The following is a 14948-nucleotide window of genomic DNA, read 5'->3' as shown; positions in this document are numbered from 1 at the left end:
GCGGTATGTCAGTCACAGTAAAGTCGCCTGACACTCTGCATTCGCGAGCAAGCCCGCTCCCACACAGGAACCTGTGTTTGACGCTTAGTTGCTGATCGCCAGAATGCTCGCCTGGTACGCCCCGACAAACACATCGAAATCACCAACCTCGTTCTGTTCCAGCTCAGCCTGTTGAGCCAGCGATGAACGTGCCAGTTCTTCAAACCGGGTTTGTTCCTCGGCTGCCAACGGCTCACTGCGGAAGAACTCGGCATGGGCCTGGCTCTGGCGCAGGGAGAACTGGGCAAAGCTCTCCTTGTGCTCGGCCATCGCCGCCAATACCTGGGCCGACGGCGTCAGGGACGGGTCCCGGACCTTGGCCATCTGGGCGTCCAGCGCCTTGCTGTGGGCATCGCCGCCGTGGCTCTGGTCGAGCATCGCCGCCAGCGGAGCGATTTTTTCCAACAGCTCACCGGCCCATTCCTTCAGGTCAACCGGCTGACCGTCGCGTTGCAGTTGCAGGCCTGGACGACGACCTTCCTTGACCACGCTGAGGAAGTTCGAGGTCGCATTGCCGCAGCTGGTGTTGGTCAGCAGCGGGCTTTCGTTGAGCGCGCAGTACAGCAGGAACGCATCGAGGAAGCGCGACTCGGTAAGGTCAATGCCCATCGGCAGGAAGGGGTTGATGTCCAGGCATCGCACTTCGACGTACTGGATGCCCCGGGCCATCAGCGCCTGGATCGGCCGCTCGCCGGTGTAGGTCACGCGTTTCGGGCGGATGTTGGAGTAGTACTCGTTTTCGATCTGCAGGATGTTGGTGTTGAGCTGTACCCACTCGCCATCCTGGTGGGTGCCGACTTCGACGTACGGCGCATATGGCGTGGCCACCGCTTTGCGCAGGCTGTCGGTGTAGCTGGCCAGATCGTTGTAGCACGGCGTCAGGCCGGCCTGGGCGTTGCTCTGGTAACCCAGGTCGCTCATGCGCAGGCTGGTGGCGTACGGCAGGTACAGGGTGTGCGGGTCCAGTTGTTCCAGCTGGTGCGAACGGCCGCGCAGGAAGCCGGCATCCAGCGCTGGCGACGCACCGAACAGGTACATCAGCAGCCAGCTGTAGCGGCGGAAGTTGCGGATTAGCGCGATATAGGACGACGACTGGAAATCGCGGTCGCTGCCGACAAAGCCTTCGGCCTGCCTGAGCAGCGGCCAGAGTTTTTCCGGCAGGGAAAAGTTGTAGTGGATGCCGGCAATGCATTGCATGGTCTTGCCGTAACGCAGGGCCAGGCCCTTGCGGTACACGTACTTGAGCTGCCCGATGTTGGACGTGCCGTAATAGGCGATCGGGATATCTTCCTCGGCCGGCAACGGGCACGGCATCGATGGGCTCCACAGGTACTCGTTGCCGAGCTTGCTGTAGGCAAAACGGTGAATGCTGTCCAGGCTCGCCAAGGTGTCCGCCGGGTCTGGCAGGGCCGGCGTGATGAACTCCAGCAGCGACTCGGAGTAGTCGGTGGTGATCTGTTCGTTGGTCAGCGCGGAACCCAATTCTTCCGGGTGCGGCGTTTGCGCCAGGCGACCTTCGCCGGTCACGCGCAGGCATTCACGTTCGATGCCGTGAAGGCACTGTTCGAGCAGAGAGAGGTTAGCGCGCTCGCCGAGCAGGGCCAGGCGGCGGTTGAGAAGTTCGCTCAAGTTGGATTCCTTCACGCGTCAGTCGCCCCAATATGGGGGTGGGCAAGACGGTCTACAAGGGTGAAGTTAAAACTGGCGTTTTCGCCTGGTTTTGGAACTCGCCGCAATCATTGTGGGAGCGGGCTTGCTCGCGAAGGGGTCGTGTCAGTCGATAGAGATGTCAACTGACAGACTGCATTCGCGAGCAAGCCCGCTCCCACAGTTTGCGTTGCGCTGAAATTAACTCAAATCGATGACATCTAGCTACAGGACAGCGAACGTGCCTTGTGCTTTTGCGACCAGTTTGTCGCCCTGCATCACATCGGCTTCGACTACCAATGTGCGGCGACCCGGGTGGATCACCCGCGCCGTGCACATCACCTCGCCTTCGGATACGGCGCGGATGTAGTTGATCTTGCACTCGATGGTCGCGCTCTGCTGGTCAAAGCCGTGGGTGCTGGAACAGGCCAGCCCCATGGCAATGTCCACCAGGCTGAACAAGGCCCCGCCATGCAGCTTGCCGCCGCGATTGCGCAGCTCGGGCTCCAGCGCCAGGGCGACTTGCGCCACCCCGGTTTCCAGGCTGTGCAAGCGGCAGCCGAGCAGCTTGAAAAACGCGCTTTCGGTCAGCCCGGCGGGAATGTCCATCAGCGTTTCTTCAACTGCTTGGCATTGGCGAACAGCGAAGCCATGGCGTTGTTGCTCGGTGCTGCCGCCGTGGTTTCCTTGCGCGGTGCAGTGTTCTGGGATTGGCGTGGCGCCGACCCCGGACGCGCACCGCGAGCGCCGTCGATTTTCTCGCCCGGGGTATCGCTCATGCGCATCGACAGGCCCACGCGTTTGCGCGGGATGTCGACTTCCATGACCTTCACTTTCACCACGTCACCGGCCTTCACCGCTTCGCGCGGATCCTTGATGAATTTCTCCGAAAGCGCGGAGATATGCACCAAACCGTCCTGATGCACGCCGATATCGACGAAAGCACCGAAGTTGGTCACGTTGGTCACCACGCCTTCGAGGATCATGCCCAGTTGCAGGTCCTTGAGGTCTTCGACGCCTTCCTGGAACTCGGCGGTCTTGAACTCGGGGCGTGGGTCACGGCCGGGCTTGTCCAGTTCCTGAAGGATGTCGGTGACCGTTGGCAGACCGAAGGTTTCGTCGGTGAATTTTTTCGGGTCCAGGCGCTTGAGGAAACCACTGTCGCCAATCAGCGAACGAATATCGCGATCGGTCTCGGCGGCGATACGCTGCACGAGCGGGTAGGCTTCCGGGTGCACCGCGGAGGCGTCCAGGGGATTGTCTCCGTTCATCACGCGCAGGAATCCGGCGGCCTGCTCGAAAGTTTTTTCACCGAGGCGCGCGACTTTCTTCAGCGCGGCGCGGGTCTTGAACGCGCCATGCTCGTCGCGGTGGCTGACGATGTTCTGCGCCAGGGTCGCGTTGAGACCGGAGATGCGCGCCAGCAGCGCCACGGACGCGGTGTTCACGTCGACGCCGACGGCGTTCACGCAGTCCTCGACCACTGCATCCAGGCCACGGGCCAGTTTGAGCTGCGACACGTCGTGCTGGTACTGGCCGACACCGATGGATTTCGGATCGATCTTCACCAGCTCGGCCAACGGGTCTTGCAGGCGACGGGCAATCGACACGGCGCCACGGATCGACACGTCGAGGTCCGGGAATTCCTTGGAAGCCAGTTCCGATGCCGAGTAAACCGATGCACCGGCCTCGGAGACCATGACCTTGGTCATCTTCATCGCTGGATATTTTTTGATCAGCTCGGCAGCGAGCTTGTCGGTTTCACGGCTGGCGGTGCCGTTGCCGATGGCGATCAGGTCCACCGAGTGCTTGGCGCACAGGGCGGCGAGTACAGCGATGGTCTGGTCCCACTTGTTGTGCGGCACGTGCGGGTAAACCGTGGCGTGATCCAGCAGCTTGCCGGTGGAATCAACCACCGCCACCTTGCAGCCGGTGCGCAGGCCAGGGTCGAGGCCCAAAGTGGCGCGCGGGCCGGCCGGGGCCGACAGCAGCAGGTCGTGCAGGTTGTGGGCGAAGACGTTGATCGCTTCGGTTTCCGCGCCATCGCGCAGCTCGCCCAGCAGGTCGGTTTCCAGATGGGTGTAGAGCTTGACCTTCCAGGTCCAGCGCACCACTTCGCCCAGCCATTTGTCGGCGGCGCGGTTCTGGTTCTGGATGCCGACATGCTGGCCGATCATGCCTTCGCACGGGTGCATGGTGCCCGGCAGTTCGTCGCCGACTTTCAGCGCGGAGCTGAGGATGCCTTCGTTGCGGCCACGGAAAATCGCCAACGCGCGGTGCGACGGCATGCTTTTCAGTGGTTCGTCGTGTTCGAAGTAGTCGCGGAACTTGGCGCCTTCCTCTTCCTTGCCGGCAATCACGCGGGCACTGAGGGTGGCTTCCTGCTTGAGGTAGTTGCGCAGCTTGTCCAGCAGGCCGGCGTCTTCGGCGAAGCGCTCCATGAGTATGTACTTGGCGCCTTCGAGGGCTGCCTTCACATCGGCCACGCCTTTTTCGGCGTCGATGAAACGTGCGGCTTCGGTTTCCGGGCTCAGGGACGGGTCGTTGAACAAACCGTCGGCCAGTTCGCCGAGGCCGGCTTCCAGGGCGATCTGGCCCTTGGTGCGGCGCTTTTGCTTGTACGGCAGGTACAAGTCTTCGAGGCGGGTCTTGGTGTCGGCGAGCTTGATGTCGCGTTCAAGTTGCGGCGTCAGCTTGCCTTGCTCTTCGATGCTGGCAAGGATGCTGATGCGCCGTTCGTCGAGTTCTCGCAGGTAGCGCAGGCGCTCTTCCAGATGACGCAGTTGCGTATCGTCGAGGCTGCCGGTCACTTCTTTCCGGTAACGGGCGATGAAGGGAACGGTAGAGCCTTCATCGAGTAGCGCGACGGCCGCTTCGACCTGTTGTGGGCGTACACCGAGTTCCTCGGCGATGCGGCTGTTGATGCTGTCCATAAAACCACCTGACAAATTGTGAAAGCAGGCTCGCAGGCGCAAGGATAAGGGCTCGGCGAGTCTGGTTGAGCGGCCTGGCCTGCGCCGCTACCTGGGTCAAAAGGTATCCCGTTGACCCGTGAAATCGAACAATTACTGCCGACGCCATGAAAATAAATGGCGTCTGTCTGTAGTACCTGTCTGATGTTGCCTGACACAAAAGGCCGCGCATTATAACCAGCGTTCTGTCGTTCGGGGGCATCACGGGTTGCCGGTGCAATGGCCGGTTTTCTGGCACTAAAGGAAAAATCTGCTAACAATGCACACGGTGCGTATAACGGCAGCTACGCCATAATGCGCGCCGAGATCAAAGGAGCATCCAATGAGCAGCACTGCACAAACTGCTGAAGGCGAGAAAATTCTTATCGTTGACGACGATCCGGGGCTGAGCAGCCTGCTGGAACGTTTTTTCGTCAGCAAGGGCTACCGCGCCCGCGCCGTACCGAACACCGAGCAAATGGATCGCCTGCTGGCGCGCGAAGTGTTCAACCTGGTCGTCCTCGACCTGATGTTGCCCGGCGAAGACGGTTTGACCGCCTGCCGCCGCCTGCGCAACGCGAACAACCAGATTCCAATCATCATGCTCACTGCCAAGGGCGACGAGCTGAGCCGCATCAAGGGCCTGGAACTGGGCGCCGACGATTACCTGGCCAAGCCGTTCAACCCGGATGAGCTGATGGCTCGCGTCAAGGCGGTACTGCGTCGCCAGTCGGCCCCGGTGCCAGGCGCCCCGGGCAGCGAAGACGAAAGCGTGACCTTCGGTGACTACGAGTTGTCCCTGGCCACCCGCGAGCTCAAGCGTGGCGAAGAAGTGCACATGCTCACCACCGGTGAATTTGCGGTCCTCAAGGCCCTGGTGATGAACGCGCGTCAGCCGCTGACTCGCGACAAACTGATGAACCTGGCCCGTGGCCGCGAGTGGGATGCCCTGGAGCGTTCCATCGACGTGCAGATTTCCCGTCTGCGCCGGATGATCGAGCCCGATCCGTCCAAACCGCGTTACATCCAGACTGTCTGGGGCGTGGGTTATGTGTTTGTTCCGGATGGTACCGCCACCAAGTGATTGGCGATGTGTAGGAGCGGGTCATGCGGACACCGGATCAATCGATCCTGTCCGCAGACTCGCAAACCGCAATATGCGAGCATCGCTCTCTCCTGCAAGTGTTTAACGGTTAACCATGAAAACCCCCGTTTGGTTCCCCCAGAGCTTCTTCTCCCGCACCCTTTGGCTGGTGCTCATCGTCGTTCTCTTCTCCAAGGCGCTGACCCTGGTTTATCTGCTGATGAACGAAGATGTGCTGGTGGACCGCCAGTACAGCCACGGTGTCGCCCTGGTGCTGCGCGCCTACTGGGCGGCTGATGAAGAGAACCGCGCCAAGATCGCCGATAGTGCACCCCTGATTCGGGTAGTGGGCGCCGGTGTCCCGGAAGGCGAGCAACATTGGCCATACAGTGAAATTTACCAGCGACAGATGCAGACCGAGTTGGGGCCGGACACCGAAGTGCGACTACGCATGCATTCTCCCCCGGCATTGTGGGTTCGTGCGCCGAGCCTGGGCGAAGGTTGGCTGAAAGTGCCGTTGTATCCGCACCCGTTGCGTGGCCAGAAAATCTGGAATGTGCTCGGCTGGTTCCTTGCTATCGGTCTGCTGTCCACGGCGTCTGCGTGGATCTTCGTCAGCCAGCTCAACCAGCCTTTGAAGCGTCTGGTGTATGCCGCGCGGCAACTGGGCCAGGGGCGCAGCGTGCGCCTGCCGATCAGCGATACGCCCAGTGAGATGACCGAGGTTTACCGCGCCTTCAACCAGATGGCCGAAGACGTCGAACAGGCCGGTCGCGAGCGTGAGCTGATGCTGGCCGGGGTTTCCCATGATTTGCGCACGCCCTTGACCCGCTTGCGTCTGTCTCTGGAGTTGATGGGCGATCGCACCGACCTGACTGAAGACATGGTGCGCGATATCGAAGACATGGACGCGATTCTCGATCAGTTCCTGGCGTTCATTCGCGACGGGCGTGATGAGTCGGTGGAGGAGGTTGACCTGAGCGACCTGGTCCGCGAAGTCGCGGCGCCCTATAACCAGAATGAAGAGAAAGTGCGGCTGCGCCTGGAGCCGATTCAGCCGTTTCCATTGCGTCGTGTGTCGATGAAGCGACTGCTGAACAACTTGATTGGCAATGCGTTGCATCATGCCGGCAGCGGTGTGGAGGTGGCGGCGTATGTGTCTGGGGATGTGAGCGCACCATACGTGGTGCTGAGCGTCATGGACCGCGGTGCCGGGATCGATCCGTCGGAGCTGGAAGCGATCTTCAACCCGTTCACCCGTGGTGATCGTGCCCGGGGCGGGAAGGGCACCGGGTTGGGGCTGGCGATCGTCAAGCGCATTGCTTCGATGCATGGCGGGAATGTTGAACTGCGTAACCGTACCGGTGGTGGGCTGGAAGCGCGGGTGCGCTTGCCGTTGGGGTTGATGTTGCCGAGGGATGCGGTTTAAAACCTGATTTTTTCAGTGGGGCTGATGGCCCCTTCGCGGGCAAGTCGGATCGCCGCACCGCCGCTCCCACAGTGATTTTGGCTAGCCGAAATATCGCTATCAACCCAAAACCCTGTGGGAGCGGGCTTGCCCGCGAAGGCGGCCTCCCAGCCGCCACAAAAACCAGGGTTAACCCTTACCCTTGGTCCGCGTCATATTCGGCCCGCCATTCTTCTCCAGATGCTCAATGATGATCCCCGCCACATTCTTGCCAGTGGTGGTCTCGATCCCTTCCAGTCCCGGCGACGAGTTCACTTCCATCACCAGCGGCCCGTGATTGGAGCGCAGGATGTCCACACCCGCCACCGCCAGCCCCATGACCTTGGCTGCGCGCAAGGCCGTCATGCGCTCTTCAGGCGTGATCTTGATCAGGCTCGCGCTGCCGCCGCGATGCAGGTTGGAGCGAAACTCGCCGGGTTTGGCCTGGCGCTTCATCGCCGCAATCACCTTGTCTCCGACGACGAAGCAGCGAATGTCTGCACCACCGGCTTCCTTGATGTACTCCTGGACCATGATGTTCTGCTTGAGGCCCATGAACGCCTCGATCACCGACTCTGCGGCGGTAGCGGTTTCGCACAGCACCACTCCAATGCCTTGGGTGCCTTCCAGCACCTTGATCACCAGCGGCGCGCCGTTGACCATTTCGATCAGGTCGGGAATGTCATCGGGGGAGTGGGCAAAGCCGGTCACCGGCAAGCCGATCCCGCGACGGGACAGCAATTGCAGCGAACGCAGCTTGTCCCGCGAGCGGGCAATGGCCACCGATTCGTTGAGCGGGAACACCCCCATCATTTCGAACTGGCGCAGCACGGCGCAGCCATAAAAAGTCACGGACGCACCGATCCGTGGAATCACCGCATCGAAACCTTCCAGTGGCTTGCCGCGGTAGTGGATCTGCGGCTTGTGGCTGGCGATGTTCATGTAGGCGCGCAGGGTGTCGACCACCACCATTTCATGGCCGCGTTCAGTACCGGCTTCAACCAGGCGGCGGGTGGAATACAGACGCGGGTTCCGCGACAGCACAGCGATCTTCATGCAACACCTGTGGAGGAGGTAGATACCGGGAACACCGGCTTGTCTTGTACATACTTGATGCCCGGATTGACCACCAACTGGCCGTGGATCAGGGCTTTGGAGCCGAGCAGCAGGCGATAACGCATGGACTTGCGGCAGGCGAGCGTGAACTCGACCCGCCAGACCCGATCACCGAGGGCCAGGGTGGTGCTGATCACGTATCGCACCTGCGCGTGACCGTTTGAGCTTTTAATGGTTTTCATCGTCACCAGCGGTGCTTCGCAGCGTCGGTGGCGCAGTTGTACGACGGAGCCCAGGTGGGCGGTAAAACGCACCCACTGCTCACCATCGCGCTCGAACAACTCGATGTCGGTGGCGTGGAGGCTTGAGGTGCTGGCACCGGTGTCGATTTTTGCCCGAAGACCGGCGACTCCCAAATCCGGGAGCGCCACCCACTCGCGCAGACCGACAACGGTCAAATGGTCAAATGTCTTCAAAAGTGCTCAACCGGTAGAAACCGCTCGGGCCGCACGCGGCCGGATTCGCGGTATTCACGCAGAATAATGATTAAAAGGCGACAGATATCTACAGCCCGGATTTCCAGCCTCGCCAGGAGGTTATGGAATGTCGGTATTGTAATCCGAGCCGGTGAAATTCTTGGTACGTCAGAAACGGTAGTACAGTTCACCAATATTTCAGAATGAGGAAATTCCATGGCACAAAAAAGCGAAGAGGACGACAAAGTCCGCCTCGATAAATGGTTGTGGGCTGCACGATTCTACAAGACCCGCGCGCTGGCCAAGGCGGCGATCGAAAGCGGCAAGGTGCACTGCCGGGGCGAACGCTGCAAGCCGGGTAAAGAGCCACGGGTCGGTGACGAGTTTGTGATCCGTACCGGCTTCGAGGAGCGCACGGTGGTGGTCCAGGCGTTGTCGATCGTTCGCCGTGGCGCACCGGAGGCGCAGATGCTGTACGCCGAAACGGAAGCCAGCATCGCCAAGCGCGAAAACGCCGCCGCCGAGCGCAAGGCAGGCGCCCTGGGCGTGAGCACCGATGGCAAACCGAGCAAGAAACAGCGACGGGATCTGTTCAAGTTTCGTGGCAGTAGCAACGAATGAGTGACCGGGTCCGTCGATCACTCAAACAGGCAACGACTTGTAATTGTGCTTGCGCGTAGCCATATGGGGTAATTCGCCTACCCTAAACGAGCCATTGGCAGTGCCATTCGTCGTAAAGCGCACACAATCGCCCGCCTGTAAGCCATAACCAGACAGCAAGACGCTATGGCGCAAGGCGCGACCTCGAATTCTGTAATCACTTTTGTCACCACTTCAGATACCCAGACTTATGACCGACCTACCGGATAACGACTTCACCCAACGCTTCATCTTCGATGACAGCGACACCCGTGGCGAGCTGGTCTCGCTGGAGCTCAGCTACGCCGAAGTCCTGGCCAAACACGCCTACCCGCAGCCGGTTGCGCAACTGCTCGGCGAGCTGATGGCGGCTGCATCGTTGCTGGTCGGCGCGATGAAGTTCGATGGCTTGCTGATTCTGCAAGCCCGCTCCGAAGGCCCGATCCCTCTGCTGATGATCGAGTGCTCCAGCGAGCGCGACATCCGTGGCCTGGCCCGTTACGACGCGGACCGTATTGCTCCCGATGCCACCCTGGCCGACCTGATGCCCGATGGCGTCCTGGCACTGACCATCGACCCGAAACAGGGCCAGCGCTATCAGGGCATCGTCGACCTCGATGGCGCCACCCTGTCGGAATGCTTCACCAACTATTTCGTCATGTCCCAGCAAGTCGGCACACGTTTCTGGCTGTACGCCGACGGCCGTCGCGCCCGTGGCCTGCTGCTGCAACAGCTGCCTGCCGACCGTTTGAAGGACGAAGACGAGCGCGCCGCCAGCTGGCAGCATCTCACCACCCTGGGCGGCACGCTGACCGCCGATGAACTGCTGGGCCTGGACAACGAAACCGTGTTGCATCGCCTGTACCACGACGAGCAGGTGCGCCTGTTCGATGTACAGAAGTTGCGCTTCCGTTGCAGCTGCTCGCGCGAACGTTCGGCCAATGCGCTGGTCAGTCTGGGTGTGGAAGATGCGCAGCAATTGGTGGTCGAACACGGTGGCAACATCGAAATCGATTGCCAGTTCTGTAACCAGCGCTACCTGTTCGATGCCGCCGATGTCACCCAATTGTTCGCCGGCGCGGGTATCGAGACGCCGTCAGATACCCGTCACTAAAACGGTTCAGCGCAGGTAAATTCACTGGCTACCGCCGGATTAACGCCGTTACGACAGGAGGGGCCTACTTTTTTTGGGCTTTTCTGGCATAATCCGGCCCACTTTTTTCGCGGTAGTAGTGCACGACTTTCTACTACAAAAACGTTTGGAGCACTCGGCCACTGGCCGACGGGGAACCTCATGACGCAAGCCAACAATGCCGTGTACACCGATCTGAGTGTTGATGATCTGGTTAAAGAAGCCCTCAATCGCGGTGAAGGCGAGCTTGCCGATACCGGCGCACTGGTTGTTCGTACCGGTCACCGTACCGGCCGTTCGCCAGTCGATCGTTTCATCGTTGATGAGCCGAGCACCACAGGCGCCATCGCCTGGGGCCCGATCAACCGCAAGTTCCCGGCCGACAAGTTCGACGCCCTGTGGGACCGTGTTGAAGCTTTCAACAACGCGCAAGAGCATTTCGTTTCCCACGTGCATGTAGGTGCGGCTTCCGAGCATTACCTGGCCGTGAAGATGACCACCCAGACTGCCTGGCAGAACCTGTTCGGCCGTTGCCTGTTCATCAACCCGGCTCAGTACAACCCGGCGGGTCGTGACGAGTGGCAGGTCCTCAACGTTGCCAACTTCGAATGCGTGCCAGAGCGTGACGGCACCAACTCCGACGGCTGCGTGATCATCAACTTCGCACAGAAGAAAGTGCTGATCGCCGGCATGCGTTACGCCGGTGAGATGAAGAAAGCCATGTTCTCGGTGCAGAACTTCCTGCTGCCGGCTGCCGACGTACTGCCAATGCACTGCGCCGCCAACATCGGCGAAGAGGGCGACGTGACCCTGTTCTTCGGTCTGTCCGGCACTGGCAAGACCACCCTGTCCGCCGACGAAAGCCGTTACCTGATCGGTGACGACGAACACGGCTGGGGCGAAGGCGTGGTGTTCAACATCGAAGGCGGTTGCTATGCCAAGTGCATCGACCTGTCCGAGAAGAACGAGCCGGTTATCTGGAAAGCCATCAAGCACGGCGCGGTACTGGAAAACGTCGTTATCGACGATGCCAAGCACGCCGACTACGCCGATGTCAGCCTGACCCAGAACAGCCGCGCCGCCTACCCGCTGGAGCACGTTGCCAAGCGCTCCGAGAAGAACCTCGGTGGCGAGCCGAACGCTGTGATCTTCCTGACCTGCGACCTGACCGGCGTGCTGCCGCCAGTGTCGATCCTCAACGAAGAACAAGCGGCCTACCACTTCCTGTCCGGCTACACCGCACTGGTGGGCTCGACTGAAATGGGTTCGGGCAGCGGCATCAAGTCGACCTTCTCCACCTGCTTCGGCGCACCGTTCTTCCCGCGTCCGGCTGGTGAATACGCTGAGCTGCTGATCAAGCGCATCCGCGGCTTCGGCTCCAAGGTCTACCTGGTCAACACCGGCTGGACCGGCGGTGGCTACGGTGTCGGCAAACGCTTCAACATCCCGACCACCCGTGCCGTGATCGCAGCGATCCAGAGCGGCGCGCTGATCGGCACCGAGACCGAGCACCTGGACACCATCAACCTCGACGTGCCAGTGGCCGTACCGGGCGTTGAGACTGGCCTGCTGAACCCGCGCAACACCTGGGCCGACAAGCCATCCTACGACGAAGCCGCCAAAGCACTGGCCGGCCTGTTCATCGAAAACTTCAAGAAGTTCGAAGTGAGCGACGCGATCAAGGCTGCGGGTCCAAAGTTGTAAGTGCTGGATTGAGCTAACGAAAAAGCCGCCCTTCGGGGCGGCTTTTTTGTGCGCGTCGTTACAATCCTTCCAGCGCCTGCGTGTCCCAGCGTTGGGTCTTGATGGCCCGGTAGAGCATGCCGATGGTCAATGGCACCTTATTGCCGCGACCCTTGGCTTTTCGCTTTAGATTCATATCGTGGCCGTCGGGCTGGAAATAGCGATAACTGTCGAAATCCACGAAATCGATGGCGAAGTGGTCTTCCAGGGTTTCGATCAGGTGTTGAGCATCGGCACCGTTGCAGCCCAGGTCGAAGTTGATCGAGGTGTTGAAACTGATAGTTTTGCGTTCGGGGAAGCCGAGTTCTTCATGCAGCAGTTGCATGAGTTGCTGCATCAAGTGGTCGTCGGGGAGGTTGGGGGCGAGGTTCATTGCGGGGAGTGCATCCGATGTTGGAGCGGGAAACGGTCAAGTATGTGGAGCATTCAACGGGTCACCAATGCAATGCTCGAAAATAGCTTCAAGACCACGGTAGTCGCAGGCCACCGCAGTGATATTCGCGGGTACCCATACAGCGTCTTTTATCAGCCACCAATCTACTGCAAAGCCGGCATTAATGATGATCTGTTCGAATAGGATCCTTTGAGCGCGACCGTTGCCCTCACGAAAAGGGTGAACGACGTTAAGATCACCGTACGATTCAGCAATCCTCTCGACTAGTTCGGTTTTACTGGTTCCGACAAACCACGAAGCACCCTCCATGACGCGAAAAATTTTCTCGGTTTCAGGGGCAATTCGGTCTGCGGTACAAAAAAGTGTGTCGCCTTTGCGGATATTGACAGTTCGCAGCAATCCCGCCCATTCGTAGATATCTGAAAACAAGGTCTTATGAATGTGTTGTAGAAGGCTAAGGTCGTATGGAGGGGGGAGGAGGCGAAAATTGCTGACGGCAATTTCTGAGAGTTCTCGCTCCGCTTTTTGTAGCTGTTCTTCGTCTTGGATATTGAGCAAGTTACGCAGAACGTCGCTACCTGGGTAGCAATAGGGGTCTTGTCAGACCCCATATTTATCCACCATTAACGTGGGTTCTGACGATATTTTTCGAGCACCGACTCCCGCGTCGGCAGTGGTTTTTCTGCGTCTGCACGGGAAGTATTGAAGCCTTCAAGGCGCAAGCTCGCCAGATAGTTTGAACGGCGCACCTTGTCGTAATAATCCTGCTTTTGCTGGAAAGTCAGTTCGCTCATGACATCTGCCTCTTTAGTGCAATGACCCAGTGTAGCTCAAAGGATTTGGTCGATAGACCGGTATTTTTGATGTTTCGCGGGGTTGACCATTTCCATGCACACCATGGGAATAAGGCCGGCGATAACCGCGCATGAACTGCCATTATTCCAGCTGTAATGCGCTTTAACAGCCAGAATAATGCCACTTACCTACTCCTTTTTCATCGCAAGCAAACCGGCACCAATGGGCAGGCGGCTTACTTGCGAGTGCATGGCGTCAGACCGGGGCTTTCCAGTTCAACATTCGTTGCTGGGCAACCTTGAGCAGGTCGCAGCCGTCTTGGGTCAGGAGATAAAGTGCGTGGGTGATGTGGGGAATGTCTTCGACGTCACCGTCCTTGAAACTTTGGCAGTGCAGGGTTTGGAGGAGCTCGCTGGAAGCTCGGATGCGTTGAAGTGCGGCTTCGAGGATGTCTTGGGGGTTGGCTTCTGTGTCGATGATTAGCGGTGTAGTGTCGGTGAGGTTGGTGTGGAGCGGCAGGTAGCGTTCGTTGGTGAACGGATTCCATTTGTTCATTGTGAGAATTCTCAAGTGCTTTAGAAAAAACCGCCATAATCGTGACCAAGCGATGGGAGGCGGACTGTGTTCGGGTTGGTCAAACCGGTGAGAACTCACATTGCCGGTACGCCCGAAGACGTCCCGAACACAGCCACCATATAGCGTGCAAACACTTGAGGTGTCGCAGCATACATCGGAAGCAAAATGAGTTCCCTATTCGGGTGACCAAACCCGGTCGCTGATTTGGCAGCGACAGCCCGGACTATAGGATTGAGTGGCTGGTCATCGATAGCCGATAAGGTGTCTTGTTTTGTAGGACCTTGCCGAAGCTTTGATAGGGCGTTGCTGACGGGCTTATCTCTTGCGCAATTTTTCGCGTTTGATTGCCATCAAGCGTTTAGCCTCTTCATTTGGAATGGAGGGGCGGGAATCGTCTAGGCCGGCTTGTACTTGGGCTTTGAACCATGCGTCGTAGGCTGCTTGTACGAGCGGTTCTTGGGTATCGGGTATTTTGTTTTTCATCTGGCTCACCGCGTTATCGTTTTTCGCGAGCAAGCCCGCTCCCACAGGGAGTTGTGGTGGGGCAAGCAACGTGTTTCGGCAAGCGCTGGCGGGCGATGTCGAGCAGGTCGTTGCCGTCCTGGGTCAGCAGGTACAGGGCGCTGACGATATTGGGGATGTCACTCGCTTCGGCCTGTTTGAAGCAGGTGCAATAAAGGGTTTCGAGCAGGTCGCTGGCGGCGCGGATGCGTTGTCGGGCGGCGTCGAGGATCTCGTAGGGATCGGCCTCGGTATCGATGACCAGCACCGGGGTTTCGCTGTAGCGGGTCTTTAGCGGGTGGTAGCGGGTTGTTAGTGAGTCGCGGTTTTTCATTGAGTGCGTCCTGTGCGAAATCGGCAAGTGTTCCCGGCAGGCCGAGACACTGTTTTCAGCCGCGCAGGAAACTATAGGAGGGTATGGCGTTGGGGGACAAGACGGCTGAGGTCGACAGGCTTTGTAAGGGTTTT

16 protein-coding genes are annotated in these 14948 nt (G+C 59.3%); 5 read left to right on the top strand and 11 right to left on the bottom strand.

The window, feature by feature from the left end:
* Positions 1–84 precede the first annotated feature (84 nt).
* The 3 genes from gshA to AC3WN7_RS13020 form a co-directional block, all read right to left on the bottom strand.
* Complete coding sequence (gshA, locus tag AC3WN7_RS13030) at positions 85–1668, bottom strand: glutamate--cysteine ligase (protein WP_102673948.1); 1584 nt, start codon at positions 1666–1668, stop codon at positions 85–87.
* Between the two features lie 243 nt (positions 1669–1911).
* The gene (locus AC3WN7_RS13025) at positions 1912–2295 is read right to left on the bottom strand and encodes a PaaI family thioesterase (protein WP_008003235.1); all 384 of its coding nucleotides are present in this window, start codon (positions 2293–2295) and stop codon (positions 1912–1914) included.
* Positions 2295–4619, bottom strand: coding sequence for a Tex family protein (locus tag AC3WN7_RS13020; protein ID WP_102673947.1), 2325 nt, complete (start codon positions 4617–4619; stop codon positions 2295–2297). The genes AC3WN7_RS13025 and AC3WN7_RS13020 overlap by 1 nt, the downstream gene beginning before the upstream one ends.
* A 361-nt stretch (positions 4620–4980) precedes the next feature.
* Here AC3WN7_RS13020 and ompR point away from each other — a divergent pair, with 361 nt between their 5' ends.
* Both ompR and AC3WN7_RS13010 read left to right on the top strand, forming a co-directional pair.
* Entirely contained in the window at positions 4981–5721 is a 741-nt protein-coding gene (gene ompR / locus AC3WN7_RS13015) for an osmolarity response regulator transcription factor OmpR (protein ID WP_007972873.1), read from the top strand.
* Between the two features lie 115 nt (positions 5722–5836).
* On the top strand, positions 5837–7150 hold the full coding sequence (locus AC3WN7_RS13010; protein ID WP_102673946.1) for an ATP-binding protein: 1314 nt from the start codon (positions 5837–5839) through the stop codon (positions 7148–7150).
* Between the two features lie 168 nt (positions 7151–7318).
* Here the strand turns inward: AC3WN7_RS13010 and rimK are convergent, their stop codons facing one another.
* Together rimK and rimB are read right to left on the bottom strand one after the other, a co-directional pair.
* Entirely contained in the window at positions 7319–8224 is a 906-nt protein-coding gene (rimK, locus tag AC3WN7_RS13005; RefSeq protein ID WP_007972871.1) for a 30S ribosomal protein S6--L-glutamate ligase, read from the bottom strand.
* On the bottom strand, positions 8221–8700 hold the full coding sequence (gene rimB / locus AC3WN7_RS13000) for a retropepsin-like aspartic endopeptidase RimB (RefSeq protein WP_007972870.1): 480 nt from the start codon (positions 8698–8700) through the stop codon (positions 8221–8223). The genes rimK and rimB overlap by 4 nt, the downstream gene beginning before the upstream one ends.
* Before the next feature lie 216 nt (positions 8701–8916).
* Between rimB and AC3WN7_RS12995 the strand changes: the two genes are divergently transcribed.
* The 3 genes from AC3WN7_RS12995 to AC3WN7_RS12985 all read left to right on the top strand — a co-directional run bounded on the left by AC3WN7_RS12995 (position 8917) and on the right by AC3WN7_RS12985 (position 12175).
* Positions 8917–9321, top strand: coding sequence for an RNA-binding S4 domain-containing protein (locus AC3WN7_RS12995; RefSeq protein ID WP_015093021.1), 405 nt, complete (start codon positions 8917–8919; stop codon positions 9319–9321).
* A gap of 229 nt (positions 9322–9550) precedes the next feature.
* Entirely contained in the window at positions 9551–10453 is a 903-nt protein-coding gene (gene hslO, locus AC3WN7_RS12990) for an Hsp33 family molecular chaperone HslO (RefSeq protein WP_095964512.1), read from the top strand.
* A 180-nt stretch (positions 10454–10633) separates the two neighbouring features.
* The gene (locus AC3WN7_RS12985; RefSeq protein ID WP_015093023.1) at positions 10634–12175 is read left to right on the top strand and encodes a phosphoenolpyruvate carboxykinase; all 1542 of its coding nucleotides are present in this window, start codon (positions 10634–10636) and stop codon (positions 12173–12175) included.
* A 58-nt stretch (positions 12176–12233) separates the two neighbouring features.
* Here AC3WN7_RS12985 and AC3WN7_RS12980 read toward each other — a convergent pair whose 3' ends face one another.
* From AC3WN7_RS12980 to AC3WN7_RS12955, 6 genes are all read right to left on the bottom strand, one after another.
* Positions 12234–12587, bottom strand: coding sequence for a DUF1493 family protein (locus AC3WN7_RS12980; protein ID WP_095964514.1), 354 nt, complete (start codon positions 12585–12587; stop codon positions 12234–12236).
* A gap of 36 nt (positions 12588–12623) precedes the next feature.
* On the bottom strand, positions 12624–13175 hold the full coding sequence (locus AC3WN7_RS12975; protein WP_256585645.1) for a Fic/DOC family protein: 552 nt from the start codon (positions 13173–13175) through the stop codon (positions 12624–12626).
* A gap of 56 nt (positions 13176–13231) precedes the next feature.
* The gene (locus tag AC3WN7_RS12970) at positions 13232–13402 is read right to left on the bottom strand and encodes a YhfG family protein (protein ID WP_095964515.1); all 171 of its coding nucleotides are present in this window, start codon (positions 13400–13402) and stop codon (positions 13232–13234) included.
* Between the two features lie 256 nt (positions 13403–13658).
* The gene (locus AC3WN7_RS12965) at positions 13659–13958 is read right to left on the bottom strand and encodes a hypothetical protein (protein WP_095964516.1); all 300 of its coding nucleotides are present in this window, start codon (positions 13956–13958) and stop codon (positions 13659–13661) included.
* A 336-nt stretch (positions 13959–14294) separates the two neighbouring features.
* On the bottom strand, positions 14295–14462 hold the full coding sequence (locus tag AC3WN7_RS12960) for an antitoxin PaaA2 family protein (RefSeq protein WP_331459849.1): 168 nt from the start codon (positions 14460–14462) through the stop codon (positions 14295–14297).
* Between the two features lie 13 nt (positions 14463–14475).
* Entirely contained in the window at positions 14476–14814 is a 339-nt protein-coding gene (locus AC3WN7_RS12955; RefSeq protein WP_095964518.1) for a hypothetical protein, read from the bottom strand.
* Positions 14815–14948 lie beyond the last annotated feature (134 nt).

Source organism: Pseudomonas sp. FW305-70 (assembly GCF_058783925.1).
This window is presented reverse-complemented; position numbering and strand designations above follow the sequence as displayed.